This is a genomic window from Phenylobacterium sp. LjRoot225 (assembly GCF_964252855.1).
GTDB lineage: Bacteria > Pseudomonadota > Alphaproteobacteria > Caulobacterales > Caulobacteraceae > Phenylobacterium.
Genome location: NZ_CAXUPL020000003.1, coordinates 511,668 through 533,242, shown reverse-complemented (window position 1 = coordinate 533,242; position 21,575 = coordinate 511,668). Strand labels below are relative to the sequence as shown.

The 21,575-nt window shown below is 70.6% G+C and carries 27 protein-coding genes; 13 read left to right on the top strand and 14 right to left on the bottom strand.

All coding sequences use genetic code 11. The features are described 5' to 3' along the window. Positions 1 to 48: 48 nt before the first annotated feature. The gene (acnA, locus tag ACSQ2B_RS17735; protein WP_436051855.1) at positions 49 to 2,736 is read right to left on the bottom strand and encodes an aconitate hydratase AcnA; all 2,688 of its coding nucleotides are present in this window, start codon (positions 2,734 to 2,736) and stop codon (positions 49 to 51) included. Between the two features lie 199 nt (positions 2,737 to 2,935). Here acnA and ccmA point away from each other — a divergent pair, with 199 nt between their 5' ends. From ccmA to ACSQ2B_RS17690, 9 genes are all read left to right on the top strand, one after another. After that, on the top strand, positions 2,936 to 3,538 hold the full coding sequence (gene ccmA, locus ACSQ2B_RS17730; protein ID WP_436051853.1) for a heme ABC exporter ATP-binding protein CcmA: 603 nt from the start codon (positions 2,936 to 2,938) through the stop codon (positions 3,536 to 3,538). A 157-nt stretch (positions 3,539 to 3,695) separates the two neighbouring features. Next, the gene (ccmB, locus tag ACSQ2B_RS17725) at positions 3,696 to 4,361 is read left to right on the top strand and encodes a heme exporter protein CcmB (protein WP_436051852.1); all 666 of its coding nucleotides are present in this window, start codon (positions 3,696 to 3,698) and stop codon (positions 4,359 to 4,361) included. Between the two features lie 91 nt (positions 4,362 to 4,452). Next, a complete protein-coding gene (locus ACSQ2B_RS17720) occupies positions 4,453 to 4,965 on the top strand; it encodes a Spy/CpxP family protein refolding chaperone (protein ID WP_436051850.1) in 513 nt (170 codons plus the stop codon). Between the two features lie 101 nt (positions 4,966 to 5,066). Further along, the gene (locus ACSQ2B_RS17715; RefSeq protein ID WP_436051848.1) at positions 5,067 to 5,612 is read left to right on the top strand and encodes a Spy/CpxP family protein refolding chaperone; all 546 of its coding nucleotides are present in this window, start codon (positions 5,067 to 5,069) and stop codon (positions 5,610 to 5,612) included. A 40-nt stretch (positions 5,613 to 5,652) separates the two neighbouring features. Then, positions 5,653 to 6,375 carry a heme ABC transporter permease CcmC gene (gene ccmC, locus ACSQ2B_RS17710; RefSeq protein WP_436051846.1) on the top strand — a complete coding sequence of 241 codons (723 nt, stop codon included), beginning with the start codon at positions 5,653 to 5,655 and terminating at the stop codon, positions 6,373 to 6,375. A 7-nt stretch (positions 6,376 to 6,382) separates the two neighbouring features. Next, complete coding sequence (gene ccmD / locus ACSQ2B_RS17705) at positions 6,383 to 6,529, top strand: heme exporter protein CcmD (RefSeq protein WP_436051844.1); 147 nt, start codon at positions 6,383 to 6,385, stop codon at positions 6,527 to 6,529. After that, positions 6,526 to 7,041 (top strand): DsbE family thiol:disulfide interchange protein, encoded by a 516-nt coding sequence (locus ACSQ2B_RS17700; protein ID WP_436051842.1) that lies wholly within the window; start codon positions 6,526 to 6,528, stop codon positions 7,039 to 7,041. The genes ccmD and ACSQ2B_RS17700 overlap by 4 nt, the downstream gene beginning before the upstream one ends. Positions 7,042 to 7,103: 62 nt before the next feature. Continuing rightward, positions 7,104 to 7,367 carry a hypothetical protein gene (locus ACSQ2B_RS17695; protein ID WP_436051840.1) on the top strand — a complete coding sequence of 88 codons (264 nt, stop codon included), beginning with the start codon at positions 7,104 to 7,106 and terminating at the stop codon, positions 7,365 to 7,367. A 106-nt stretch (positions 7,368 to 7,473) separates the two neighbouring features. Then, entirely contained in the window at positions 7,474 to 7,674 is a 201-nt protein-coding gene (locus ACSQ2B_RS17690; RefSeq protein ID WP_436051839.1) for a hypothetical protein, read from the top strand. Between the two features lie 9 nt (positions 7,675 to 7,683). Here the strand turns inward: ACSQ2B_RS17690 and ACSQ2B_RS17685 are convergent, their stop codons facing one another. The 3 genes from ACSQ2B_RS17685 to ftsY form a co-directional block, all read right to left on the bottom strand. After that, complete coding sequence (locus ACSQ2B_RS17685) at positions 7,684 to 8,250, bottom strand: MarR family winged helix-turn-helix transcriptional regulator (RefSeq protein WP_436051837.1); 567 nt, start codon at positions 8,248 to 8,250, stop codon at positions 7,684 to 7,686. Between the two features lie 111 nt (positions 8,251 to 8,361). Continuing rightward, positions 8,362 to 8,943, bottom strand: coding sequence for an inner membrane-spanning protein YciB (locus ACSQ2B_RS17680; RefSeq protein ID WP_436051835.1), 582 nt, complete (start codon positions 8,941 to 8,943; stop codon positions 8,362 to 8,364). Continuing rightward, on the bottom strand, positions 8,940 to 9,884 hold the full coding sequence (gene ftsY / locus ACSQ2B_RS17675) for a signal recognition particle-docking protein FtsY (RefSeq protein ID WP_436051834.1): 945 nt from the start codon (positions 9,882 to 9,884) through the stop codon (positions 8,940 to 8,942). Before ftsY ends, ACSQ2B_RS17680 begins: the two co-directional genes overlap by 4 nt. A 57-nt stretch (positions 9,885 to 9,941) precedes the next feature. Here ftsY and ACSQ2B_RS17670 point away from each other — a divergent pair, with 57 nt between their 5' ends. After that, a complete protein-coding gene (locus ACSQ2B_RS17670; RefSeq protein WP_436051833.1) occupies positions 9,942 to 10,568 on the top strand; it encodes a trimeric intracellular cation channel family protein in 627 nt (208 codons plus the stop codon). Between the two features lie 5 nt (positions 10,569 to 10,573). On the opposite strand, the gene ACSQ2B_RS17665 is transcribed toward ACSQ2B_RS17670, so the two are convergent. From ACSQ2B_RS17665 to dapF, 3 genes are read right to left on the bottom strand one after another with little or no spacing between them, the layout of a single operon-like run. Further along, complete coding sequence (locus tag ACSQ2B_RS17665; RefSeq protein WP_436051831.1) at positions 10,574 to 11,035, bottom strand: GFA family protein; 462 nt, start codon at positions 11,033 to 11,035, stop codon at positions 10,574 to 10,576. Beyond that, positions 11,032 to 12,426, bottom strand: coding sequence for a tRNA (N(6)-L-threonylcarbamoyladenosine(37)-C(2))-methylthiotransferase MtaB (gene mtaB, locus ACSQ2B_RS17660; protein WP_436051830.1), 1,395 nt, complete (start codon positions 12,424 to 12,426; stop codon positions 11,032 to 11,034). The genes ACSQ2B_RS17665 and mtaB overlap by 4 nt, the downstream gene beginning before the upstream one ends. Next, the gene (dapF, locus tag ACSQ2B_RS17655; protein WP_436051829.1) at positions 12,423 to 13,244 is read right to left on the bottom strand and encodes a diaminopimelate epimerase; all 822 of its coding nucleotides are present in this window, start codon (positions 13,242 to 13,244) and stop codon (positions 12,423 to 12,425) included. The genes mtaB and dapF overlap by 4 nt, the downstream gene beginning before the upstream one ends. Positions 13,245 to 13,383: 139 nt before the next feature. Between dapF and ACSQ2B_RS17650 the strand changes: the two genes are divergently transcribed. Then, positions 13,384 to 14,138, top strand: a protein-coding gene (locus ACSQ2B_RS17650; RefSeq protein ID WP_436049019.1) for an IS5 family transposase whose coding sequence is annotated in 2 segments (ribosomal slippage) — positions 13,384 to 13,717 and positions 13,717 to 14,138 — 756 coding nt in all. Because the reading frame shifts where the segments join, the coding sequence is not laid out codon by codon here. Between the two features lie 13 nt (positions 14,139 to 14,151). Here the strand turns inward: ACSQ2B_RS17650 and ACSQ2B_RS17645 are convergent. The 3 genes from ACSQ2B_RS17645 to ACSQ2B_RS17635 form a co-directional block, all read right to left on the bottom strand. Beyond that, positions 14,152 to 14,832: a hybrid sensor histidine kinase/response regulator gene (locus ACSQ2B_RS17645; RefSeq protein WP_436051828.1), complete on the bottom strand. Its 681-nt coding sequence runs from the start codon at positions 14,830 to 14,832 to the stop codon at positions 14,152 to 14,154. Next, positions 14,822 to 15,421 (bottom strand): hypothetical protein, encoded by a 600-nt coding sequence (locus ACSQ2B_RS17640; protein WP_436051826.1) that lies wholly within the window; start codon positions 15,419 to 15,421, stop codon positions 14,822 to 14,824. The genes ACSQ2B_RS17645 and ACSQ2B_RS17640 overlap by 11 nt, the downstream gene beginning before the upstream one ends. A gap of 154 nt (positions 15,422 to 15,575) precedes the next feature. After that, entirely contained in the window at positions 15,576 to 16,472 is an 897-nt protein-coding gene (locus tag ACSQ2B_RS17635; protein ID WP_436052605.1) for a hydrogen peroxide-inducible genes activator, read from the bottom strand. A gap of 149 nt (positions 16,473 to 16,621) precedes the next feature. On the opposite strand from ACSQ2B_RS17635, the gene ACSQ2B_RS17630 reads away from it, so the two are divergent. Next, a complete protein-coding gene (locus tag ACSQ2B_RS17630) occupies positions 16,622 to 16,960 on the top strand; it encodes a hypothetical protein (protein ID WP_436051824.1) in 339 nt (112 codons plus the stop codon). A 4-nt stretch (positions 16,961 to 16,964) separates the two neighbouring features. Here ACSQ2B_RS17630 and ACSQ2B_RS17625 read toward each other — a convergent pair whose 3' ends face one another. Genes ACSQ2B_RS17625 through ACSQ2B_RS17615 form a run of 3 tightly spaced genes read right to left on the bottom strand, consistent with a single transcriptional unit; the run spans position 16,965 to position 19,253 of the window. Next, a complete protein-coding gene (locus ACSQ2B_RS17625; RefSeq protein ID WP_436051822.1) occupies positions 16,965 to 17,375 on the bottom strand; it encodes an EVE domain-containing protein in 411 nt (136 codons plus the stop codon). Positions 17,376 to 17,435: 60 nt separating this feature from the next. Then, positions 17,436 to 18,287, bottom strand: a complete 852-nt coding sequence (locus ACSQ2B_RS17620; RefSeq protein ID WP_436051820.1) for a glutamate racemase — start codon at positions 18,285 to 18,287, stop codon at positions 17,436 to 17,438. A gap of 48 nt (positions 18,288 to 18,335) precedes the next feature. Further along, positions 18,336 to 19,253 carry a LysR substrate-binding domain-containing protein gene (locus tag ACSQ2B_RS17615; protein WP_436051818.1) on the bottom strand — a complete coding sequence of 306 codons (918 nt, stop codon included), beginning with the start codon at positions 19,251 to 19,253 and terminating at the stop codon, positions 18,336 to 18,338. 111 nt (positions 19,254 to 19,364) lie between these two features. Between ACSQ2B_RS17615 and ACSQ2B_RS17610 the strand changes: the two genes are divergently transcribed. Beyond that, positions 19,365 to 19,952, top strand: coding sequence for an FMN-dependent NADH-azoreductase (locus tag ACSQ2B_RS17610; RefSeq protein WP_436051816.1), 588 nt, complete (start codon positions 19,365 to 19,367; stop codon positions 19,950 to 19,952). A 6-nt stretch (positions 19,953 to 19,958) separates the two neighbouring features. Here the strand turns inward: ACSQ2B_RS17610 and ACSQ2B_RS17605 are convergent, their stop codons facing one another. Further along, complete coding sequence (locus ACSQ2B_RS17605; protein ID WP_436051814.1) at positions 19,959 to 21,533, bottom strand: tetratricopeptide repeat protein; 1,575 nt, start codon at positions 21,531 to 21,533, stop codon at positions 19,959 to 19,961. Positions 21,534 to 21,575: the final 42 nt, after the last annotated feature.

The window sequence follows — 21,575 nt, the reverse complement described above, 5'->3', positions numbered from 1 at the left end:
CTTCACCCTCTCCTCCCCCTCAGGGGGAGGAGGCCGCAGAGGCTCGGATCAGGCCTGGCGCGCGAGGTTGCGCAGGACGTAGTTCAGGACGCCGCCGTTCTTGAAGTATTCAAGCTCGGTCGGGGTGTCGATCCGGCAACGGACCGGGAAGCGGGCGATGCGGCCGTCGGTCGGACGGTACATCTCGACGATCAGCTGCTTGCGGGGCGCGAGCTCCGTCAGACCACGGATGGTGACGATCTCTTCGCCCGTCAGGCCGAGTTTATGCCACCCCTCTTGCGTGAACTGTAAGGGCAGCACGCCCATGCCGACCAGGTTCGAGCGGTGGATGCGCTCGAAGCTCTCGGCCACGACCGCGCGGACGCCCAGCAGCTTGGTGCCCTTGGCCGCCCAGTCGCGCGACGAACCGGTGCCGTATTCCTTGCCCGCAAAGACCACCAGCGGCCGGCCTTCCGCCTGGTAGCGCATGGCCGCGTCGTAGATCGACATGGAGTCGCCCGAGGGGAAGTGCTTGGTCACGCCGCCTTCGATCTCCGGCGTGATCTTGTTGCGGATCCGGATGTTGGCGAAGGTGCCGCGCATCATGATCTCGTGGTTGCCGCGACGCGCGCCGTAGGAGTTGAACTCCGAGGTCGGCACCTGGTGGTCACGCAGATAGACGCCCGCCGGGGAGGTCGACTTGATCGAGCCGGCCGGGGAGATGTGGTCGGTGGTGATCGAGTCGCCGAAGACGCCCAGCACCCGGGCCTCGACGATGTCCGTCACCGCCGCCGGCTCCATCTGCATGTCCTGGAAGTAGGGCGGGTTCTGAACGTAGGTCGAACCCATGTCCCAGGCGTAGGTCTGGCCGCCGGCGACCTTGATGCCCTGCCAGTTCTTGTCGCCCTTGAAGACGTCGGCGTAGCGGGTGGCGAACATCTTGTTCGTCACGTGCTTGCGCTGAAGGGTCGCGACCTCTTCGCTCGTCGGCCAGATGTCCTTCAGGAAGACCGGCTCGCCGTCCTTGCCCACGCCGAGCGGCTCGTTGACCAGGTCGATCTGCATCGAGCCGGCCAGCGCATAGGCGACCACCAGCGGCGGCGAGGCCAGGTAGTTGGCGCGCACGTCGGGGTTCACCCGGCCTTCGAAGTTGCGGTTGCCGGAGAGAACGCTGACCGCGACGAGGTCATTCTTCTGGACCGAGTCCGAGATCGCCTCGGGCAGCGGGCCGGAGTTGCCGATGCAGGTGGTGCAGCCGTAGCCGACCAGGTTGAAGCCGAGCGCGTCGAGCGACTTCGTCAGGCCGGCGGCCTTCAGATAGTCGGTGACCACCTGCGATCCGGGGGCCAGCGAGGGCTTCACCCACGGCTTCACGGTCAGGCCCTTTTCGACCGCCTTCTTGGCGACCAGGCCCGCGGCGATCAGCACGCTGGGGTTGGACGTGTTGGTGCAGGAGGTGATGGCCGCGATGACCACGTCGCCGTGGCCGACGTCGAAGGTCTCGCCCTCGACCACATAGCGCTGGCTGGCGGTGTCGGCCTTGCCGAAGTCGCCGGCCAGGGCCTGCTTGAACTCGACGGCGGCGTTCGACAGCAGCACCCGGTCCTGGGGACGCTTCGGGCCGGCCAGCGACGGCAGAACCCCGGCGAGGTCGAGCTCGAGGGTGTCGGTGAACACCGGCTCCGGATCGGTCGGCTCGCGCCACAGACCCTGTTCCTTGGCGTAGGCCTCGACCAGGGCGACGCGGTCGGCGTCACGGCCGGTGGCGGTCAAGAAGTCGATGGTGGCGCGGGTGACCGGGAAGAAGCCGCAGGTGGCGCCGTATTCCGGGGCCATGTTGGCGATCGTCGCCTGGTCTTCCAGGGTCAGGTAGGCGAGGCCCTCGCCGTAGAACTCGACGAACTTGCCGACCACGCCCTTCTTGCGCAGCATCTGGGTGACGGTGAGCACCAGGTCGGTGGCGGTGGCGCCTTCCGGCAGCTTGCCGTCCAGGCGGAAGCCGATGACTTCCGGGATCAGCATCGGGATCGGCTGGCCGAGCATGGCCGCTTCCGCCTCGATGCCGCCCACGCCCCAGCCCAGCACGGCCAGGCCGTTGATCATGGTGGTGTGGCTGTCGGTGCCGACGACGGTGTCCGGATAGGCCACGGTCGGGCCTTCATCCGAATTCGTCCAGACGGTCTGGGCGAGATACTCGAGGTTCACCTGGTGGCAGATGCCGGTGCCCGGGGGCACCACGCGGAAGTTGTTGAACGCCGAGGAGCCCCAGCGCAGGAAGCGGTAACGCTCCATGTTGCGCTCGTACTCGCGCTCGACGTTCTCGCCGAAGGCCTTGGAGGTGCCGAAGTAGTCGACCATCACCGAGTGGTCGATGACCAGGTCGACCGGGTTCAGCGGGTTGATCTTCTCGGGGTTGGCGCCCAGCGCCACCATGGCGTCGCGCATGGCGGCGAGGTCGACCACCGCCGGAACGCCGGTGAAGTCCTGCATCAGCACCCGCGCCGGGCGGAAGCTGATCTCGTGCTCGACGGAGCCCTTGTTGTCGATCCAGGCGGCGATCGCCTTCAGGTCATCGGGGCCGACCGAGTCGCCGTCCTCGTTGCGCAGCAGGTTCTCCAGTAGAACCTTCATCGAGATCGGCAGGCGCGAGACGCCCGAAAGTCCAGCTTCCTCCGCCGCGCGAAGGCTGTAGTAAGCGTAGGTCTTATCGCCCACCACGAGCTCGCGGCGGGTGTTCAGGCTGTCGGCAGACGCCATAATGGGGGATCCTCTCTCTGTTCCCAGCCGTCCAAAGACGCCTTCGGGGATCGCGCGCTTTTGAAGGCGGACTCACAGGTTCCGCCCCCGCGCGGCGTACGCCCCCCGGGGCGACGACGGCCGCGGGCTTCATAGACCTGAGTCCCCCGCCCGTCCATGCACGCGCGATTCATAGTCAGGCTGGAAGCAGGATCTGGCCGTGATCGGGCAGTTGGACCTCACCGACGTCGCCATCCGCCGCGGGGGCCGGCGCCTGTTCGCCGACGTCTCCCTGACGCTCAGGGCCGGCGAGGCCTGCGCGCTGACCGGACCGAACGGAGTCGGCAAGACCAGCCTGCTGCGGGCGGTCGCCGGCCTGGTGGGCCTCGAGGCCGGCGAGATCGGCTTCGGCGGGACCGAGCCGGCCCAGGCGCGGGCGGAGGGGCTGCATTTCCAGGGTTACCAGGACGGGCTGAAACCGGCGCGGACGGCGCGCGAAGAACTCGCCTTCTGGAGCCGCTGGAACGGCGCCGACGCGGCCTGGACGGCCGAGGCGGCCGAGACCCTGTCGCTGGAGCCCCTGCTCGACCTGGAGATCCGCCGGCTCTCGGCGGGCCAGCGGCGACGCCTCGCCCTCGCCCGCCTCTTGACCGCGCCGCGGCCGCTCTGGCTGCTGGACGAGCCGCTCAGCCCGCTCGACGCCGGCTGGCGCGCCCGCTTCGGCGAGATCATGCGCCGGCACCTCGACACCGGCGGCCTGATCCTGGCGGCGGTCCACGACCCCCTGCCGGTCGCCTCGCGCGCCCTGGAGCTGGCGTCGTGATCGCGGCCGGCGCCCGAACGCCCCCTCCGTCTCGCTGCGCGAGCCACCTCCCCCGCTGCGCGGTGGAGGATCTGGGCCGAAGATGCTCCACCGCTTGCGGGGGAGCTGTCGCGAAGCGACTGAGGGGGCGTTCGGGCGCCGGCTCGGAGGCGCTCCGATGAGCCGCCTCTCCGCCCTCGTCGCGCGCGAGACCGCCCTGGCCTGGGGCCGGGGCGGCGGGCCGCTGGTCAGCGTCGGCTTCTATACGGGCGTGGCGACCCTGATGCCGCTGGCCATCGGCCCGGAGGCGCAGCGGCTGGCCGCCGTGGCCGCCGGCGTCGCCTGGGTGGCGCTGGCGCTCGCCAGCTTGCTGTCGCTCGAACGGCTGTTCGAGCGTGATTACGAGGACGGGGCGCTCGATTTGCTGGTCCTCTCGCCGGCGCCGCTGGAGCTGAGCTGCGCGGCCAAGTGCCTGGGCCAGTGGCTGGCCGCCGGCGCCCCCTTGGCCCTGGCCGCGCCGATCGCGGCGCTTGGCCTGGGCGCGAAGGTCGAGCTGGCCCCGATGATCTTCGCCTGCGCCCTCCTTGGCGGGCTGGCCTTCGCCTTTCTCGGCGGAATCGGGGCGGCGCTGAGCCTGGGCGCGCGGCGCGGCGGCCTGCTCACGGCGGTGATCGTCCTGCCGCTCTTCGTGCCGCCGGTGATCTTCGGCGGCGGCGCGCTCGACGCCCTGGCCGCCGGCCTGCCCTGGAAGGCCGGCTTCGCCCTCCTGGGCGCCTATGCCGCCGCCGCGGTGGCGCTGGGGCCGCTGGCGATGGCCGCGGCCTGCCGCAACGCCCTGTCCTGAGGCGTCTGTCCTGAGGCGCCCCTCGGGCCGCGACGGATCTTCGCCGCGCCCGCGTGCAAGGGGGTGAGGGACGACGAACAAGGACTTCTCAATGAAACTCTCCACGCTGGCGCTCGCGGGCGCGATCGCCCTTTCCGCCGCGGGGGCCAGCCTCGCCCAGCCGGCTCCGCCGCCCGGCGGCCCCGCGCCGGCCGACGCGCGCCGGCACGACCCGGCGAAGATGGCCGAGCAACACGCCCAGCGACTGCGCGCGGTGCTGCAGCTGCGCCCCGACCAGGAGCCCGCCCTGCGCGCCCTGGTCGACTCGATGAAGCCCGCTCCAGGGACGAGGGAACGCCGCCGCGACGAACACGATGAGATGCGCAACCTGCCGACGCCCCAGCGGCTCGACCGCATGCAGGCCAGGATGAGCGAGCGCCAGACGCGGTTCGCCCGGCGCGCCGACGCCGTCAAACGCTTCTACGCCCAGCTGACGCCGACCCAGCAGCGCGCCTTCGACGCCCTGCACGACGGCCCCGGCGGCATGCGCGGCGGCAAGGGCCATGGCCACGGGCGCGGTCACGGGCCCGAGCGCGGTCCGGGCGGACCCCACGGCAAAGGCTAGGCTTACCAAAGCTTAAGGCGCGGCGCCCCGCCTCGGGCGCCGTTTCGCCACAATTGGGGACGCCCGTGGCGGTCTCGACAAGAAAAAAATGGAGGAACGCCATGCGTCAGCGAATTCAGGGTCTTTTCGCGGGCGGGGCCTTCGCCCTCTACCTCGCCATGGGCGCCGCCGCCTTCGCCCAGCCGATGGCGGGCATGCCGGGGATGGCCGGCGACGGGCGGGGCGACATGGCCCACGGCAAGATGATGACGGCGCACGCCCCAAGCCCGGCGGAACGGGCCGGGAGGCTGCGCGACCTCCTGCAGCTGCGTCCCGCCCAGGAACCGGCGCTGCAGAGCTTCGTGGCGGCGCTCGACGCGGCCCACAAGGGCGTGAGCGGGGGCGGCATGGACAAGTCCGCGCCGATGCCGCGCACCACGCCTGAGCGGCTGGCGCGAATGCAGCAGATGATGGCCCAGCACCAGACCGCCGCGACCGCGATGATGGACGCCGTCCGCAAGTTCTACGACCAGCTCGACGCCGGCCAGAAGCGGGCCTTCGACGCCTTGCCGATGATGATGCACGGCGGCATGGGCATGAGGGTCCACATGGGTTCGATGAGGGGTCCGATGGGTGAGCCGCCGCCGCCGCCTCCGACTGGGCGCTAGGCCGCTTGCTCGCCCGAGGCCGGGGAGCTAAGCCCGCCACATGATCCCGGCGCCCGCCTTCCTGGCCAATCCCGAGCGGTTCATGGCGTTTTCGCGCTGGGCCGCGCCGCTGTTGGGCGCCGTGGCGGTGGCCCTGGCGGTGGCGGGTCTGTGGCTCGGCTTCTCCGCGCCCGAGGACTACCAGCAGGGCGCGACGGTCCGGATCATGTTCATCCATGTGCCGGCCGCGATCATGGCGATGTTCGTCTATGTCTGCCTCGGGATCGCCAGCCTGCTGGCGCTGGTCTTCCGCCACGTCCTGGCCGACGCCGCCGCCCAGGCCGCCGCCCCGCTGGGCGCCGGCGTGACCTTCCTGGCCCTGGTCACCGGCTCGCTGTGGGGCCGGCCGATGTGGGGCGCCTGGTGGGTCTGGGACGCGCGCCTGACCTCGGTGCTGGTCCTCTTCCTCTTCTACATCGCCTATCTGGCGCTCCGGGCCTCGATCGACGACGAGACCAAGGGTGCGCGCGCCGCGGCGATCCTGGCGCTGGTGGGCCTGGTCAACCTGCCGATTGTCCATTTCAGCGTTTACTGGTGGAACACCCTGCACCAGGGCTCCTCGATGTTCACCAAGGGCGCGCTGGCGCCAGTCTATGCGACCCCGCTCTATCTGATGATGCTCGCCTATCTGACGGGCTTCGGCTCGCTGTGGCTGGTGCGGATCCGCGGCGAGGTGTGGCGCCGGCGCGCCGAGGCCGCGGCGCTCCGCGCGGCGAGGGCTTGAGCTGCACATGCCGGATCTGAATTTCGGAAAGTACGCCGCCTACATCTGGCCGGCCTACCTCATCACCGCCGCGGTGTTCGGCGGCCTGATCATCGAATCCCTGCGCCACGCCCGCATCTGGCGCCGGCGCGCGGAGGCGGCGCGGCGCCCGTGAGCCGCTGGCTGTCCCTTGCGCCGCTGGTGGTGCTGGCCGCGCTCGCCGCCCTGTTCGGCCTCTACGCCCTGAACCACGACCCGCAGGTCCAGCCGCGGGCCCTGGTCGGCCGGCCGATGCCCGACCTGACCCTGCCCGCCCTGGAGGACGGCCAGCCGGTGCGGCTGCGCGAACTGACCGCCAAGGGGCCGGTGATCGTCAACTTCTTCGCCTCCTGGTGCGCCCCCTGCGAGGTCGAGGCCCCGCAGCTCAATGCGCTGGCCGCCAAGGGCGTCCGCATCGTCGGGATCGCCTACAAGGACGCTCCGGAGAAGACGCAAGCCTTCCTGGCCCGACTGGGCGACCCCTACGTCCAGCGGCTGACCGACCGCGACGGCCGCGCCGGCGTCGAGTTCGGGACGACCGGCGTGCCCGAGACCTATCTGGTCGGCCGCGACGGGGTGATCCTCGACAAGCACACCGGCCCGATCGAGGCCGCCGACGTCGAAGACCTGGCCCTGCGCGCGCGTTAACCTTTTACTAACCGTGTCAGCCGGACGGTAAGCCCTGGTTAACCACGTTGCGGGGACCGCCGGTGAACCCGATCCGCCCGAGCCTGCCGCCTGCGGCTTCGCCGAACGCCGCACCAAATGCGTCGGAGACTACGCGCAGCGCGGCCCAGAAGGCCTTCTTCGACCTCGCCCTGGGCAAGACCCCGGCGCCCGCCGCCGCCGCTCAGGCCAGCGCGCCGACAGCGCCGAAGCGCGCCGCCCCGCCCGTGCAAGGCGCCGCGCAAATGCCGGCGGAACCGGGCGCGCGCCCGCTGCGGCCGGGCTCGATTCTCGACATCCGAGTCTGAACCTCGGCGCAAGCCGCGCCTAAGCCTTTCAAACTTAACTTTGTTTTATCGGGAACGGGTTTTCATGGCGGGAGTTTGCCTGCCCATGACGCAAGAGACGGTTCCCATGAGCACCCGCAAGAAGCGGATCGAATCCGAGGCGGCCGCCCTCTGGCGCCAGCTTTACCACGAGCCGCCGCCCACGCTGGACGCCAGCGAAATGCTCGATCAGATGCTGAGCCGGCTGCCGACCCCCTCGTACGACAGGCTGAACTCGCCGTTCCTGCGTCGTTCGGACATGAGCTGGCCGAAGCGCAGCGCACGCTGAGCCAGGCCGCTAAGCGGCCTGCTTCTTCGGCTTCTTCTTTTTCTTCTTCAGCAGGGTTTCGACGGAGACCACGCGCGCGGTCTTGGCCGGCTTGGCGACCGCCTTCTCGCGCTTGCGCTCCTGCGCCTCGGCGCCGGCGATCAGGTCCTGCAGCAGACCGACGAAGGTCTGACGGCGGCCCCCGCCGGAGATCAGCTTGAGCAGCCGGGCGTCGGCCGCGGTCATCTTCGGCCGGACATCCTCCAGCATGGCGCGGCCGGCCTCGGTCAGGCTGACTGCATTCGCCCGCGCGTCGAACGGCGAGCGCCGGCGTTCCAACAGCCCCTTGGCGATCAGGCGCGCCGCCATTTCCGCCATGGTCGAGCGGTCGATGCCGGTGATCCGCACCAGATCCGTCTGGGTGGCTCCGTCATGCTCGGCGGCTGCGGCCAGGACGGCGAACTGGCGCTGGGTGATCGACCCCGAGCCGAGCTCCTCGGCGTAGACGTCGAGCGCCAGTTGCACCGCCCGGTGCAGCAGATGGCTCGGCGAGCGGTCGAGCGCCGCGGCGCTCTTGGGGGACTTGCTCTTGGCCATGCAGCAGCCCTTCGGTGATGACGCGGCGGAAATTAGTGCGCCAATGCGTCTGTTTGACGACAGACGATATCGGCCCCGCAATTCGACGCCGCCCGGAGCCTGTTCGACAGCCTATTCGACCGGCGGCGGCGGCAGTTCATCGCCCTTCATGTACTTCATCAGGAGCGGCGCCTGGGCGACGCTGAAGACGAGGGTGATGAGCACCAGTCCGGGGAAGCGGAACAGCACCCAGGTCTGTTCGCTCTGGGTGCGCCAGACGACCTCGTTCAGCCCCGCCAGGGCGGCGAAGAAGATACCGTAGCGCAGGGTGAGCTTGCGCCAGGCGTCGTCCGGCATCTCGAAGGCCTCGCCCAGCAGCAGCTTCAGCGGATGCTTGCGCAGGATCAGGCCGCCGAACATCAGGACGGCGAAGATCAGGTTCATCACCGTCGGCTTCACCTTCAGGAAGCGGGCGTCATGGAAGGCCAGCGTCAGGCCGCCGAACACCAGGGCCGCACCGCCGGCGATCGCCGGGAAGGGGGCGAGCCTGCGCTCCACCGCGAACCCGACGACCAGGGCGATGGCCGAGCCGCCGACCAGGGCCCAGGTCGCCTGCTGCAGGTCCTTGCCCGAGATGAAATAGCCGATCAGCCAGGCGGCGAGCGCGAAATAGTCGACGAACCAGGTGACCCACTTGCGGCCCTGCTCGCTCATTGCGCCGGCTCCTCGAGCCCCACCAGCGAGCGGGCGAAGGCGCGGGCGTCGAAGGGCTGCAGGTCCTCGATCCCCTCGCCCACCCCGATCAGCTTGATCGGCGAGTCCGAGGCCTGGGCGACCGGCACCAGCACCCCGCCGCGCGCGGTGCCGTCCAGCTTGGTCATGACGATGCCGGAGACCCCGATCTGGTTGCCGAAGATGTTCTCCTGGGCCAGCGCATTGCGGCCGACGGTGGCGTCCAGCACCAGCAGGGTCTCGTGCGGCGCCTCCGGATCCAGCTTCTTCACCACCCGGATGATTTTCAGGAGCTCGTCCATCAGCCCCTGCTTGTTCTGCAGCCGGCCGGCGGTGTCGATCAGGACGACGTCGTAGCCCTCCGCCTTGCCGCGGGCGACCGCGTCATAGGCCAGGCCCGCGGCGTCCGATCCGGTCGGCCGCGACATGAAGTCGGCCTGGGCGCGGTCGGCCCAGACCTTCAGCTGCTCCACGGCGGCGGCGCGGAAGGTGTCGCCGGCGGCGATCAGCACCTTGGCCCCGCGGCCGGTCAGGTCGGCGGCGATCTTGCCGAGCGTCGTGGTCTTGCCCGAGCCGTTCACCCCGATGAACAGGACGATGTAGGGCTTGGGCCCGGTGAGCGGGGTGAAGTCGCCCTGCCGTTTGGACAGCTCGTCGCCGATCGCCTGGGCCAGGGACTCCTTGATCTCCTGCTCGTCGACGTTCTTGCCGAACTTCTCGGCGGCGAACTGGGCTGTGATGCGGGCGGCGGAGTGCGGGCCGAGATCGGCCTCGATCAGCATCTCTTCCAGCTCGTCCAGCTTGGCCTGGTCGAGCGGCGCCTTGGCGACGAAGACACTGGTGATCTGCTCGCCCATCTGTTTGGACGAGCGCGACAGCCCTTGCGTAAGCCGCTGGAACCAGCCGCGTTTGGGTTCGGTCATGGGCGCCTTCTAACCGGCCCCTTGCGCCACGTCACGCGCGCTTCCAGGCTGCCGCATATGGATGGGCTCGCCGACCTGCTCTCGCTGCTGGACTACGCCGCCGTCGCCGTGTTCGGCGCGTCGGGCGCGCTGGCGGCGGCGCGGCGCAAGCACGACATCGTCACCTTCAGCTTCTTCGCCGCCGTCACCGGCGTCGGCGGCGGCACCCTGCGCGACCTGTTGATCGGCGCGCCGGTCTTCTGGGTGGCGCGGCCGGCCTATCTCGGCGTCTGCGTCGCCGCGGCGGGCGCGGTATGGATCTTCGGCTGGGGCCGGGGGCGCGAGCGGGTGCTGACCTGGCTCGACGCCGTGGGCATGGCCGCCTACGCCGTGGTCGGCGCGCTGAAGGCGGTGTCCCTGGGCGCGCCGCCGCTTTCGGCCATCGTCATGGGCGTGCTGACCGCGACCTTCGGCGGGATCATCCGCGACGTGCTGGCGGAGGAGCCGTCCGTCCTGCTCCGCCGCGAGCTGTACGTCACCGCCGCCCTGGCCGGCGCGAGCGGCTTCGTGCTGTTGCAGTTGCTGGGCGCGCCGCTCATGGCCGCCGGCCTGGCGGGCTTCGCCCTGGCCTTCGCCGTGCGCGCCGGCGCGATCCTGTTCGGCTGGAGCCTGCCGGCCTTTCCAGGGCGAGCGCCGCCGAACTAGGGGAGCTAGGCCCGCGGCGGCCACTCGGCCGTGTCGTGGTCCGGGTGCTGGCAGGAGACGATGCCGGCGTCGTGGGCTTCGACCTGCGGGCCGCCGGCGATCGGCAGGTCGGAGACGTCGCGGGTCCAGGGCAGAGCCTGGTCCGCGCGCAGCTGGACGGCCGGCGCGAGCTCGGCCGCGCGGTCGAAGGCGCAGATCGCGAGGTCGATCTTGGCCGCGTCCCACTCAAAGGTCAGCGGCGTGCCGCAGGCGTTGCAGAAGCCGCGCGAGACCTTGTTCGAGCTCTGGAAACGGCTGCGCACGCCGCGGGTCCAGACCAGCTGGTCGATCGGCACGGTCACCAGGGCGCCATAGGGCGCGGCGAAGGCCTTCTGGCACATGCGGCAATGGCAGACGCTGGGTCGGCCGAGTTCGCCCTCGACGCGGAAGCGGACCGCCCCGCACTGGCAACCGCCGGTCCAGCTCACGCGGCGGCCTCGCGCAGCGCCGGCCGGGCGAGCGCGCGCTTGCCGTCGTGGCCGGTCACCGTGAGGTCGATGATCTCGCCGGGCGCGCCGTCGCCCTCGAAGGCGATCTCAGTGAAGTCCTCGGCGCGCGCGACGCCCGCACGCTCGACCAGGGCCTGGAGCGTGCGGCCGACCTGGCGCGCCAGATGCCGCTGCAAGCCTGCCTCGCCGGCCGCGCGGAGCCGCGCGGCGCGCGCCTTCACCACGGCCTTGGCCAGCTGCGGCATGCGCGCCGCCGGCGTGCCGGGCCTCGGGCTGAAGGGGAAGACGTGCAGGAAGGCGAGGCCCGCCGCCTCGACCAGGGCGAGGGTGTTTTCGAACATCTCCTCGGTCTCGGTCGGGAAACCGGCGATCAGGTCGGCGCCGAAGGCCGTGTCGGGGCGAACGGCGCGGACCTCGGCGACGAGCTTCAGCGCGTCGGCGCGGGTATGCCGCCGCTTCATCCGCTTGAGGATCATGTCGTCGCCCGCCTGCAGCGACAGATGCAGATAGGGCGTCAGCCGCGGCTCCTCGGCGAAACAGCGCAGCAGGTCCGGGTCGATCTCGGCGGCGTCGATCGACGACAGCCTGAGCCTCGGCAACTCCGGGACCAGCTTGAGGATCCGCGCCACCAGCTGGCCCAGCGTCGGCTGGCCCGGCAGGTCGGCGCCCCAGCTGGTGACGTCGACGCCGGTGAGCACCACTTCCTTGTAGCCTTGGGCCGTCAGCCGGCGGACCTGTTCGACCACCTCGCCCGCGGCCGCCGAGCGCGAGTTCCCGCGGCCGTAGGGGATGATGCAGAAGGTGCAGCGGTGGTCGCAGCCGTTCTGCACCTCGACATAGGCCCGCGCCCGGTCCTTCAGCCCGTCGATCAGGTGGCCGGCGGTCTCGCGCACGCTCATGATGTCGTTGACGCGGACGCGGGGCGCCTCGGGCTGGTCGACATAGGCGCCGGCCTGGCTCTTCTCGGCATTGCCGAGCACCAGGTCGACCTCGGCCATGCCGGCGAAGGCGGCGGGATCGATCTGGGCGGCGCAGCCGGTGACGATCAGCCTGGCGTCGGGACGTTCGCGCCGAGCCTTGCGGATCGCCTGGCGCGCCTGGCGCACCGCCTCGCCGGTGACGGCGCAGGTGTTGAAGACCACCGCGTCGGACAGCCCGTCCTCGGCCGCGCGCTTGCGGATGACCTCGCTCTCGTAGGCGTTCAGCCGGCAGCCGAAGGTGACGATCTCGACCGTAGAGGCCCCCTCCGTCTCGGCGCCTTGCGCCGATCCACCTCCCCCGCTTCGCAGGGGAGGAGCGAGGTCCGCTGCTCCCCTGCCTGCGGGGGAGCTGTCCGCGAAGCGGACTGAGGGGGCGTCCGGCCGGCTCACTTGAGCTCGCCCGCGAAATCGACCGCCGCCGGGCCGGTCATGATCACGTGGCCGTCTTCGCGCCATTCGATGAACAGCTCGCCGCCGTCCAGCTCCAGGGTCGCGGCGCGGTCGATGAGATCGCGGCGGGCGGCGGCGACCATGGCCGCGCAGGCGCCGGTGCCGCAGGCCTTGGTCAGGCCCGCGCCCCGCTCCCACACCCGAAGCCGGATGCGGCCGCGGTCCTTCACCTGGGCGAAGCCGACGTTGACGTGCTCGGGAAACAGCGGATGCCGCTCGATCACCGGTCCGGCCTCGGCGATCGGCGCGGTCTCGATGTCCGAAACGAAGAAGACCACGTGCGGATTGCCCATGGAGACGCAGCCCGGCGCGAGGCTCAGCGCCGGATGGTCGTAGAGGCCGACGTCGAGCGCGCGGGTGTCCTGCGCCTGGGCCAACGGGATCTGCGACCAATCCAGGCCCGGCGGGCCCATGTCGACGCTGACCAGCCGCTCGCCGGCGCGGGTGGCGAGCAGCCGGCCGGCCTTGGTCTCGATGACGATCTCGTCCTTGCCGCTCGACTGCATCAAGAGCCAGCCGACGCAGCGGGAGCCGTTGCCGCAGGCCGACACCTCTTCGCCGTCGGCGTTCCAGAAGCGCACGAACGCGTCGGCGTCTTCCGCAGGCCCGACGGAGATCAGCTGGTCGCAGCCGACGCCGCTCGCCCGATCGGCGATGGCGCGCACCTCCGCCGCCGTGGGGGCGAAGGGTGCGGAGCGGGCCTCGACGACGACGAAATCGTTGCCGAGCCCATTCATCTTGAGGAACGGGCGGGTCATGGCCGCGGACATATAGTCGAGAACGGCCTGGAAGGCACGTCGGGCCGGCGAACGGCCTCTAGGAGCTGTGGACTCTTAGGATTCCCTGCGACTCCGAAGCGTGATTCAAGACTGCTTTTTGGGGGCAGTCTTGGGGGTGATGGACCGCTTGGTGCTTAGCGACGACCAGTGGGAGCGGATCGCCCCGCTGGTCATCGGCCGTCCGGATCAGAAGGGCTCGACGGGCCGGGACAACCGGATGTTCGTCGAAGGCGTGCTGTGGGTGGTGCGCACCGGTTCGCCGTGGCGGGATCTTCCGGAGGTGTTCGGCGACTGGAACAGCGTCTGGCGGCGGTTCAGCCGCTGGAGCGCCAAGGGGATCTGGTGGCGCATCTTCGAGGCGCTCTCGAATGATCCCGACTTCGAGTACCTGATCGTCGACTCGACCATCGTCCGCGCTCACCAGCACGCGGCGGGGGCGAAAAAGGGGGGCCTGAAGATCAGGCCATTGGCCGCTCCCGCGGGGGCTTGAGCACCAAGATCCACATGGCCGTGCGAGGGTTGGGCTGTCCCGTGCGGTTCACGCTCACCGCTGGCCAGCGCGGCGACGCGCCCCAGGCCGGCCCGCTGATCGAAGGCCTGCCAGCCCAGGCCGTAATGGCCGACACCGCCTACGACTCCGACCGCCTGCGCCAGGCGATCGCCGAGAAGGGCGCGGTCGCGGTGATCCCCAACAACCCGTCCCGATCCCGCAAGCACCCGCTCGACAAGCACCTCTACGCCCAGCGCCACCTGGTCGAGTGCTGCTTCAGCAGGCTCAAGCAGTTCCGGCGCGTCGCTACACGCTTCGAGAAGACCGCCAGGAACTATCTCGCCATCGTCACCCTCGCAGCCATCGTCCTCTGGCTACGCTAAGTGTCCACAGCTCCTAGGCCGCGGATCGGCCCTGCCCGCGGACGCCGTCGGCCGGTCCGCAGACCAGCACGGCGTCGATGACCTTCGCCAGCTGGGCCAGCTGGATCGGCTTGGGCGCCAGCCCGTCCATGCCGGCGTCCATATAGTCGGAGACCTGCTGGCTGGTGGCGTCGGCGGTCACCGCGATGATCGGCGTCCGCGGACGCCCTTCGGCGGCCTCGGCCGCGCGGATGGCGCGCGTGGCGGCGAAGCCGTCCATTCCCGGCATGCGGATGTCCATCAACACCAGGTCCCACGGCGCGGAGGCCCAGGCGCAGACCGCCTCCTCGCCGTCTCCGACGATGTGCACGTCGATGCCGAGCTGCTCCAGCAAGGTCCTCAGGACGAGCTGGTTGATGGGATTGTCCTCGGCCGCGAGGACCCGCAGACGGGCCTCGCCAACGGCGAGCGGGCCGGACGCGTCCTGCGCCTGCCCGATGAGGGGCGGGACGTCCACGTCCTCGCAGCCCAGGTCGACCTTGACCTTCTCGCTCTGACAGATGTCGAGCACGTCGTTCAGCAGACGGAGGAGAAGCTCGCCGGAGTGGCGGAGCACATCCAGGCGCTCGCGCTGCTCGGCGGTCAGCTCGTGCCCCTCCATCGCCTGCGCCATGCCCAGCACGCCGTTCAGCGGCGTCCTCAGCTCATGGGTCATGGCGCCCAGAAAGTCGCTCTTGGCCTGGCTGGCGACCTCGGCGAAGGCGTTCGCCGTGCGCCTCCTGCAGGGCGCGCTCGACCCGCCGCGCGCTCGCAACGCTATGCCGGCCGGCGGCGACGAGATGGAGGACGAACAGGGTGGCGGCGACGGCGGTCATGCCCATGACCCCGCGCTCGGGCCCCGTGCTCATGAAGAATGAAATCAGCGGCAGAGCCTGCAGCAGCACCATGAAGGGGGCGCAGCCAACCCACAGCAGCCGCGACGAGGCGCCGGCCTGCAGGGCGACGTTCACCGCTCCGCCCGCCAGGATGATGACGGCGACGAGCCGCTCGCCCCAGCCGCCGTGCAGCCAGAACAGGATCCCGCAGGAGGCGAAGACCGCAGCGCTCACGGCGACGCTGGCGAAGAACAGGCGCTCGCGCCGGCGCGACACGGGAAAGTCCGGATCGCGGCGCATCGGCTCGGTGATCAGCAGGCTGAGGAACTGGGAGGCCGCCGTCGCGGCGAGCCAGAGCCCCGGCCAGGCGGAGCCGGGCTCTACGAACTGACCCGCCAGGGCGACGAAGATGGAGAAGACCATCCGCATCCGCACGTCTCGCGCGCGCAGCGCGGCGATGTCATGCCAACTGGCGACGCGGGCTGAATTCTTCCTCCCCATATTGGGTAGGCTGCCGAGTCATTCGTTAAAAATGGCTGATCTTGTGTCGGCCGCCGGACAGACGCGGCTCGCGGCTTGGGCGTCAGGGCCTGCGCAGAGTCTCGGCCAGCAGCTTTCCCTCGACCCCGCGGTTCGAGCCGGCGCGCCAGGCGACGACGATCTCCCGGCTGGGGTTGGCGGCGTCGATCCGCCGCACCGCGACCGGCGCGGCCTTGGCGAGGCCCGCCTCCACCGCCATGGCCGGAAGGAAGGTGACGCCCAGGCCCGAGCCCACCATCTGCACCAGGGTCGGCAGCGAGGTGGCCGCGAAATTTTCCTCGTCCGCGGCCTTCGGCGGCTTCAGCCCGCAGGCGGCGAGCGCGTGCTCGCGCAGGCAGTGGCCGTCCTCCAGCAGGATCAGGCCCTCGCGCTCCAACTCCTCGGGCGTGGCGGACTCCTGACGGGCGAGGAAATGGTCGGCCGGCACCGCCGCGAACAGCTCGTCGTCGCTGACATGGGCCCAGTTGAGCCCGCTCATGTCGTAGGGCAGGGCGATCAGGGCGGCGTCCAGCTGGCCGGCCTTCAGCGAGGCGATCAGGCGCTGGGTCAGGTCCTCGCGCAGGAACATCCGCAGCTTGGGGAAGCGTTCGCGCAGCAGCGGCAAGGCCACCGGCAGCAGAAAGGGGGCGATGGTCGGAATGACCCCCAGCCGGAACCGGCCGGTGAGCGGCTGGCCGGCGTTCTTGGCGGCCTCCACCAGCTCTTCCGCCTCGTTGAGGATGACGGTGGCGCGCCGGAGCGCCTCTTCGCCGACGGCGGTCAGGATGACGCCGGAGCGGGCGCGATCGACCACCGGCGCGCCGAGGGTGCGCTCCAGCTCCTGGATGCCCGCCGACAGCGTCGGCTGGGTGACGTGGGCGGACTCGGCGGCGCGGCCGAAGCTGCCCTGTTCGGCGAGAAGCTTGAGGTACTGGAGCTGACGCAGGGTGGGCAGGAGCATGTCGGAGATATAGGCGTTCTCTATCGATCCGGCAAAAGCCAGTGGCCGACCCTGCAGGGCGCAGGCCGGCGCGCGCATTTCCGATTGCCGCTTCCATGCGAACATGGATGAACACTCCGGGGCGCCGCTACGGGTAGTTTGAGGTGACAATGACCAGCGGTCGTTTCCGGCGCCGGCTGTGGCCAGCCCTGCTGACATCCGGACTGTTGCTCTCCGGCGCCTCGGCGACGGCGGACAGTGCGCCGCCCGCGATCCCCGAAGCCGCGCGCAAGAAGCTGGTCGGCCTGCCGCTCGATTGCCAGCAGGCCTATGCGAAGATGCGGGCGTGCATGGAAAAGACCATGGCCGCCGGCGCGCCCGCTTCCTTGCGCCCCCAGTGGGAAAGTCAGTTGGATGATGTGCTGACCAGCTGGCAGGCCCTGAGGGGTCAACCGGCCGTGCTGCAGCTGTGCCGGGAAATCGCCGCCGACCCCGAGTGCGCCAATTAGCCCCCTAGGCTTCGCCCGCCAGCTTGAGGATCGTCCTCCATTCCTCGGGCCGCACCGGCGAGACCGACAGGCGCGACTGGCGGATCATCTCCATGGCGGCGAGCTTCGGCTCGGCCTTCATCTCGGCCAGGATGACGGGGCGTTTCAGCGGCCGCACGGGCGCCAGCTCGACGGCGACGAAGCGGCCGGAGGGGTCGCTCGCGTCGGGAAACGCCTCCTTGGCGACCTTGGCGACGCCCACCACCGCCTTGCCCTCCTGCGAGTGGTAGTACAGCACCTCGTCGCCGGTCTTCATGGCCTTGAGATGGAGGGCCGCCGCATTGTTGCGCACGCCGTCCCAGACCGTGCGGCCGTCGCGCTCCAGGTCGGCGTAGGCGTAGGTCGTGGGCTCGGACTTCACCAACCAGTAGGCCATCGGCTCCTCCGCGTTCCGCTCACGACCCTGCCATCGATCCAGGCAGAATACAGCCTAAGTCTAGGCCGCCTCGAAAGTCAGCGCCGCGCCCCAGAAGGTCTCGACCAGGCTGTGCTGAACGCCTGGATTGCCCGTCGTGAGGAAGCGCCGCTCGCCGCTTGTGCCGGGCCTGAGGTCCGGATGGCGCTCCAGATAGCGGGCCAGCGCGTCGGCGGTGGCGTCCGGCTGGTGGATCAGCGGCGTGCCCGGCGGCAGGGCCGCGCGGAACATGTCGGCGATGATCTCATAGTGGGTGCAGCCCAGGATCGCCCGGTCCGGCGCCCGGCCGATGCGTTTCGACAGGGCCGAGACGTGGCCTTCGACGGCGGCGGCCAGCTCGACCACGCCGGCGCCGGCCTCGATCATTCGCGCCAGGTCCGGGCAGGGCTCGGCGAAGACCGCGACGTCCTGCCGGCGCTTGTCGATCTCGATCTCATAGACCCGGCTCGCCGCCGTCGCCGGGGTGCAGAAGACCCCCAGGACGTCGAGCTTCTCGACCTTGTCGCCGCGCCGTTCGGCCTCGTGCTCCCAGGGCAGGCCGGTCGCCGCCTCGATGGTCGGCACGATGATGCCCAGGACGTTCACCGGCCGGCCGAGTTCGCGCCGATAGCCGGGCAGCCAGGTCTGCTGCAGCCGCCGCAGCGCCACCGACGCGGCCGTGTTGCAGGCCAGCACCACCAGGTCGCAACCTACGTCGAACAGCCGCTCGCAACCCGCCCGGGTGAGGTTGACGATCTCCTCGCCAGGCTTGCCGCCGTAGGGCGCGTTCTCCTGGTCCGCGAGATAGACGAGATCAGCGGTCGGAAACCGCTCCACCAGCCGGTGGTGGACGGTCAGCCCGCCCACGCCGGAATCGAAGACGCCAATGGCCATGTCCTGGTGTTAGCCGGCGCGCGCTGCGTCGCCTAGGCCTGAGCAGGCTCAGATGTCGATCTCCCATGTCGCACCGCACGGCCGCAGCGCCTCGGCCGCAAACTCGATCACGGCGCGCACGCCGGGGAGCTGAGCGCGCCCCGCGGTGAACACCAGGTGCAGGACGCCCTGGCGCGAGCCCCAGTCCGGAAGGATTCGCACGAGCCGGCCGTCCTCAAGCGCCTCGCGGCAGGACAGCTCCGGCAGCAGGGCGAGGCCCACGCTGTCGATCGCCGCCTGCCTGAGGATCGGGAAGGTGCTGGCCGACAGCCGCGGTTCGTGCAGGACCGTCGCCTCCTCCCCCGCCGGGTTCACCAGGGTCCAACGTTCGACGCCGGGCCGGTCCGTGTGGCCGAGCGTCGGCAAGGCCGCGATCTCAGCCGGCGTCGCGGGCTCGCCGTGCGCGTCCAGGAAGCCCGGGCTGGCGACCAGCAGCGATCCGACGCGCGCGATGATCCTCAGCTGGAGGTCCGGGTCCGTGTCGAGCGTCTCGCGCACGCGGATGGCGATGTCGACGTTCTCCTCGACCAGGTCGATCCTGCGGTTGGTGACGATCACCTGCACGCGAAGCCGCGGGTGCCGCGCGAGGAATTCCGGCAAGGCGGCGCCCACGATCCGGTCGGCGTCCAGCGGACAGCTGATCCGCACCAACCCCTGGGGTTCGGCGGTCAGGCGCGCGACGACGTGATCGATCGCCTCGGCCTCGGTCAGCGCCGCCCGGGCGTGCCGATAGACCTCCTCGCCGACCTCCGTGACCTTGAAGCGGCGGGTGGAGCGCTCGACCAACCGCACGCCGAGCTGCCCCTCGAGAGCCGCCACGCGACGGCTGATCCTGGACTTCGGAACCCCCGTCGCCCGGGCGGCCGCCGAGAAGCCGCCGTTGGCGACCACCGCGGCGAAGAAGCTCAGGTCGTTGAGGTCGCGCATCGATCCATCGTTCTAAACTTGCAACGATCTGTCGCAAATTAAACCTCTACCGGCGCCATTGTCGCAGCACCAGCTTCACTTCCGTCATTCAACTCCGTTCGGAGACGCAAGATGAAGTTGCTGCACATCGACGCCGGGATCACCGGGGAAGGCTCTGTCAGCCGGCAGGTTTCGGCCGCGGTGGTCCAGGCCGCCCGCGACGCGATCCCGGCCCTGGAGGTCGTCCGGCGCGACCTCGACGCCGACGCCATCCCCCACCTCGGCAGCCAGCACCTCGGCACCGCCGAGGGCGCCGGCGTGCTTCAGGAATTCCTCGACGCCGACGTGATCGTCATCGGCGCGCCGATGTATAACTTCACCATTCCCTCCCAGCTGAAGGCCTGGTTCGACCGCATCGTCGTCGCCGGCAAGACCTTCCGCTACACCGAGGCTGGGCCCGAAGGGCTGGCGGGCGGCAAGAAGATCATCGTCGCCTCGGCCCGCGGCAATCTCTACGCGCCCGGCACGCCCCTGGCGGTGAACGACTTCCACGAACCCTACCTGCGAGCCGTCTTCAAGTTCATCGGCATCGACGACGTCACCATCCTGCGGGCGGAAGGCGTCGCCTTCGGACCCGAACAACGTGAAGCCGCGGTGCAAGTCGCCCTGGCGGCGGCCCCGGCGGTGGTGGCGGAGCTGCGGACGGCGCTCGCCGCCTGATGCGGCTCAGGCTGCGGTCATGGCCGGCAGATCCGCTGCGAGCTTTTGCAGCGGGTCGCGCCAGTCGCCGCGGCGAGTCTGCCGATAGATCTGCATGCCCTCGTACCAGGGCGTGCTCGCCGCGTTGAGGCCCCAGCGCCAATCCGGCTCGGTGGGCAGCAGCAGCGACGTCGGCCGGCCGATCGCGCCGGCCAGGTGCGCCACGCTGGTGTCGACGCTCACCACCCGGTCCATCAGCTGGGCCAGGGCGGCGGTGTCGGCGAAGTCGTGGATGGCCTCGGCCCAGACCCGCACGTCCGGGCGCGCCGCCAGGGCGTCGCGGTCGGCCGGGCGCAGCTCCTTCTGCAGGAGATGATACTCCAGGCCCGCCGGCAGGTGCGGGGCGAGGGTCTCGAACGACAGGCTGCGTTGCAGGTCGTTGCCGTGCGTCGGGCTGCCGCTCGCCACAAGGCCGATGCGCGGGGCCGCCTTCGGACCCAGGCGTTCGGTCCAGGCCGCCAGGCGCCCGGCGTCGGCGCGCAGATAGGGCTGGGGTTCCGGCGCGGGCGCCGGCTGGCCGAGCGCCAGGGGCAGGCTCATCAACGGGCAATGGAGCTCGAACGGCGGCGTCGGATCGCCGCGGCGCACCAGCTGGCTTACGCCGGCCAGGCCTTCGAACAGCGGCGCCAGCGTCGCGTAGACTTCGAGGATCACGATCGCGCCGCGGTCGGCGACCTGGCGCGCGTAGCGGGCGAACTGGATGCAGTCGCCCAACCCCTGTTCGCCGTGCAGCAGGATGGTGCGGCCGGCGAGGTCCTCGGCGCCGAGCCAGAGCGGCTCGACGCAACCCCGGGGCTGGGTCTCTCGCACCCCGCGCCGCCAGCGCCATTCATAGCCCTGCCAGCCGGCCGCATAGTCGCCGATCAGCAGGTGGCAGAGACCGCGGTTCCAGTGGGCGTCGATCGACCCCGAATCCAGGGCGATGGCCTCGTCATAGGCGGCCAGGGCCTCGACGTGCCGGTCGACGCGCTGCAGCACATTGCCCCGATTGACGTGCGCCGTCGCCAGCCGCGGCGCGAGCGCCAGCGCCCGGTCCAGGCTCCGCAGGGCCTCGGCCGGCCGCTCCAGGGCGTTGAGCACGTTGGCGAGGTTGACGTGCACGTCGGCGTCGCGCGGGGTCAGCATCAAGGCGGCCTTGAAGGCCTCCAGCCCCTCGCTGGGCCGCCCGAGGCGCAGCAGGGCGTTTCCGCGGTTGTTGTGCGCTTCCGAATAGGTCCGCCGCAAACGCAGGGCCTGGTCGGCGTTGACCAGGGCGGCTTCGTAGTCGCCGGTCTCGAAGGCGCAGGCGCTGAGCACGTTGAAGACGACGGGGTCGCTGTCGTCGAGCAGGGCTGCGTCCTCCAGCGGCGCCCGCGCCTCCTGGTAGGCGCCCCGGGTCGCCAGGAGCAGGCCAAGCTGGGTGTTGACCTCGACGTTCGTCTTGGTGATCGCGCGCAGGCCGCGGAAGATCTCCTCGGCGTCGCCGGGGCGCCCGGCGTCGAAGGCTTCCTTGCCCATCGTCACCAGCTCGGCGATCTGCGCCTGAACCTCCGCAACTTCCATCGCCGCCGCTCCGCCCTACCCTTGCGGGCGTGAGTCTACGTG

Bases quoted from the DNA above. Each gene is read 5' to 3' on its own strand.
- ACSQ2B_RS17625 (WP_436051822.1), bottom strand. From the start codon at position 17,375: ATGGCCTACTGGTTGGTGAAGTCCGAGCCCACGACCTACGCCTACGCC.
- ACSQ2B_RS17685 (WP_436051837.1), bottom strand. From the start codon at position 8,250: ATGGCCAAGAGCAAGTCCCCCAAGAGCGCCGCGGCGCTCGACCGCTCG.
- ccmD (WP_436051844.1), top strand. From the start codon at position 6,383: ATGCCGGATCTGAATTTCGGAAAGTACGCCGCCTACATCTGGCCGGCC.
- acnA (WP_436051855.1), bottom strand. From the start codon at position 2,736: ATGGCGTCTGCCGACAGCCTGAACACCCGCCGCGAGCTCGTGGTGGGC.
- ftsY (WP_436051834.1), bottom strand. From the start codon at position 9,884: ATGACCGAACCCAAACGCGGCTGGTTCCAGCGGCTTACGCAAGGGCTG.
- ccmC (WP_436051846.1), top strand. From the start codon at position 5,653: ATGATCCCGGCGCCCGCCTTCCTGGCCAATCCCGAGCGGTTCATGGCG.
- ACSQ2B_RS17680 (WP_436051835.1), bottom strand. From the start codon at position 8,943: ATGAGCGAGCAGGGCCGCAAGTGGGTCACCTGGTTCGTCGACTATTTC.
- ACSQ2B_RS17630 (WP_436051824.1), top strand. From the start codon at position 16,622: ATGACCAGCGGTCGTTTCCGGCGCCGGCTGTGGCCAGCCCTGCTGACA.
- ACSQ2B_RS17620 (WP_436051820.1), bottom strand. From the start codon at position 18,287: ATGGCCATTGGCGTCTTCGATTCCGGCGTGGGCGGGCTGACCGTCCAC.
- ACSQ2B_RS17635 (WP_436052605.1), bottom strand. From the start codon at position 16,472: ATGCTCCTGCCCACCCTGCGTCAGCTCCAGTACCTCAAGCTTCTCGCC.
- dapF (WP_436051829.1), bottom strand. From the start codon at position 13,244: ATGACCCGCCCGTTCCTCAAGATGAATGGGCTCGGCAACGATTTCGTC.
- ACSQ2B_RS17690 (WP_436051839.1), top strand. From the start codon at position 7,474: ATGAGCACCCGCAAGAAGCGGATCGAATCCGAGGCGGCCGCCCTCTGG.
- ACSQ2B_RS17670 (WP_436051833.1), top strand. From the start codon at position 9,942: ATGGATGGGCTCGCCGACCTGCTCTCGCTGCTGGACTACGCCGCCGTC.
- ACSQ2B_RS17640 (WP_436051826.1), bottom strand. From the start codon at position 15,421: ATGCGGATGGTCTTCTCCATCTTCGTCGCCCTGGCGGGTCAGTTCGTA.
- ACSQ2B_RS17715 (WP_436051848.1), top strand. From the start codon at position 5,067: ATGCGTCAGCGAATTCAGGGTCTTTTCGCGGGCGGGGCCTTCGCCCTC.
- ACSQ2B_RS17645 (WP_436051828.1), bottom strand. From the start codon at position 14,832: ATGACCCATGAGCTGAGGACGCCGCTGAACGGCGTGCTGGGCATGGCG.
- ACSQ2B_RS17720 (WP_436051850.1), top strand. From the start codon at position 4,453: ATGAAACTCTCCACGCTGGCGCTCGCGGGCGCGATCGCCCTTTCCGCC.
- ACSQ2B_RS17605 (WP_436051814.1), bottom strand. From the start codon at position 21,533: ATGGAAGTTGCGGAGGTTCAGGCGCAGATCGCCGAGCTGGTGACGATG.
- ccmB (WP_436051852.1), top strand. From the start codon at position 3,696: ATGAGCCGCCTCTCCGCCCTCGTCGCGCGCGAGACCGCCCTGGCCTGG.
- ACSQ2B_RS17610 (WP_436051816.1), top strand. From the start codon at position 19,365: ATGAAGTTGCTGCACATCGACGCCGGGATCACCGGGGAAGGCTCTGTC.
- ACSQ2B_RS17615 (WP_436051818.1), bottom strand. From the start codon at position 19,253: ATGCGCGACCTCAACGACCTGAGCTTCTTCGCCGCGGTGGTCGCCAAC.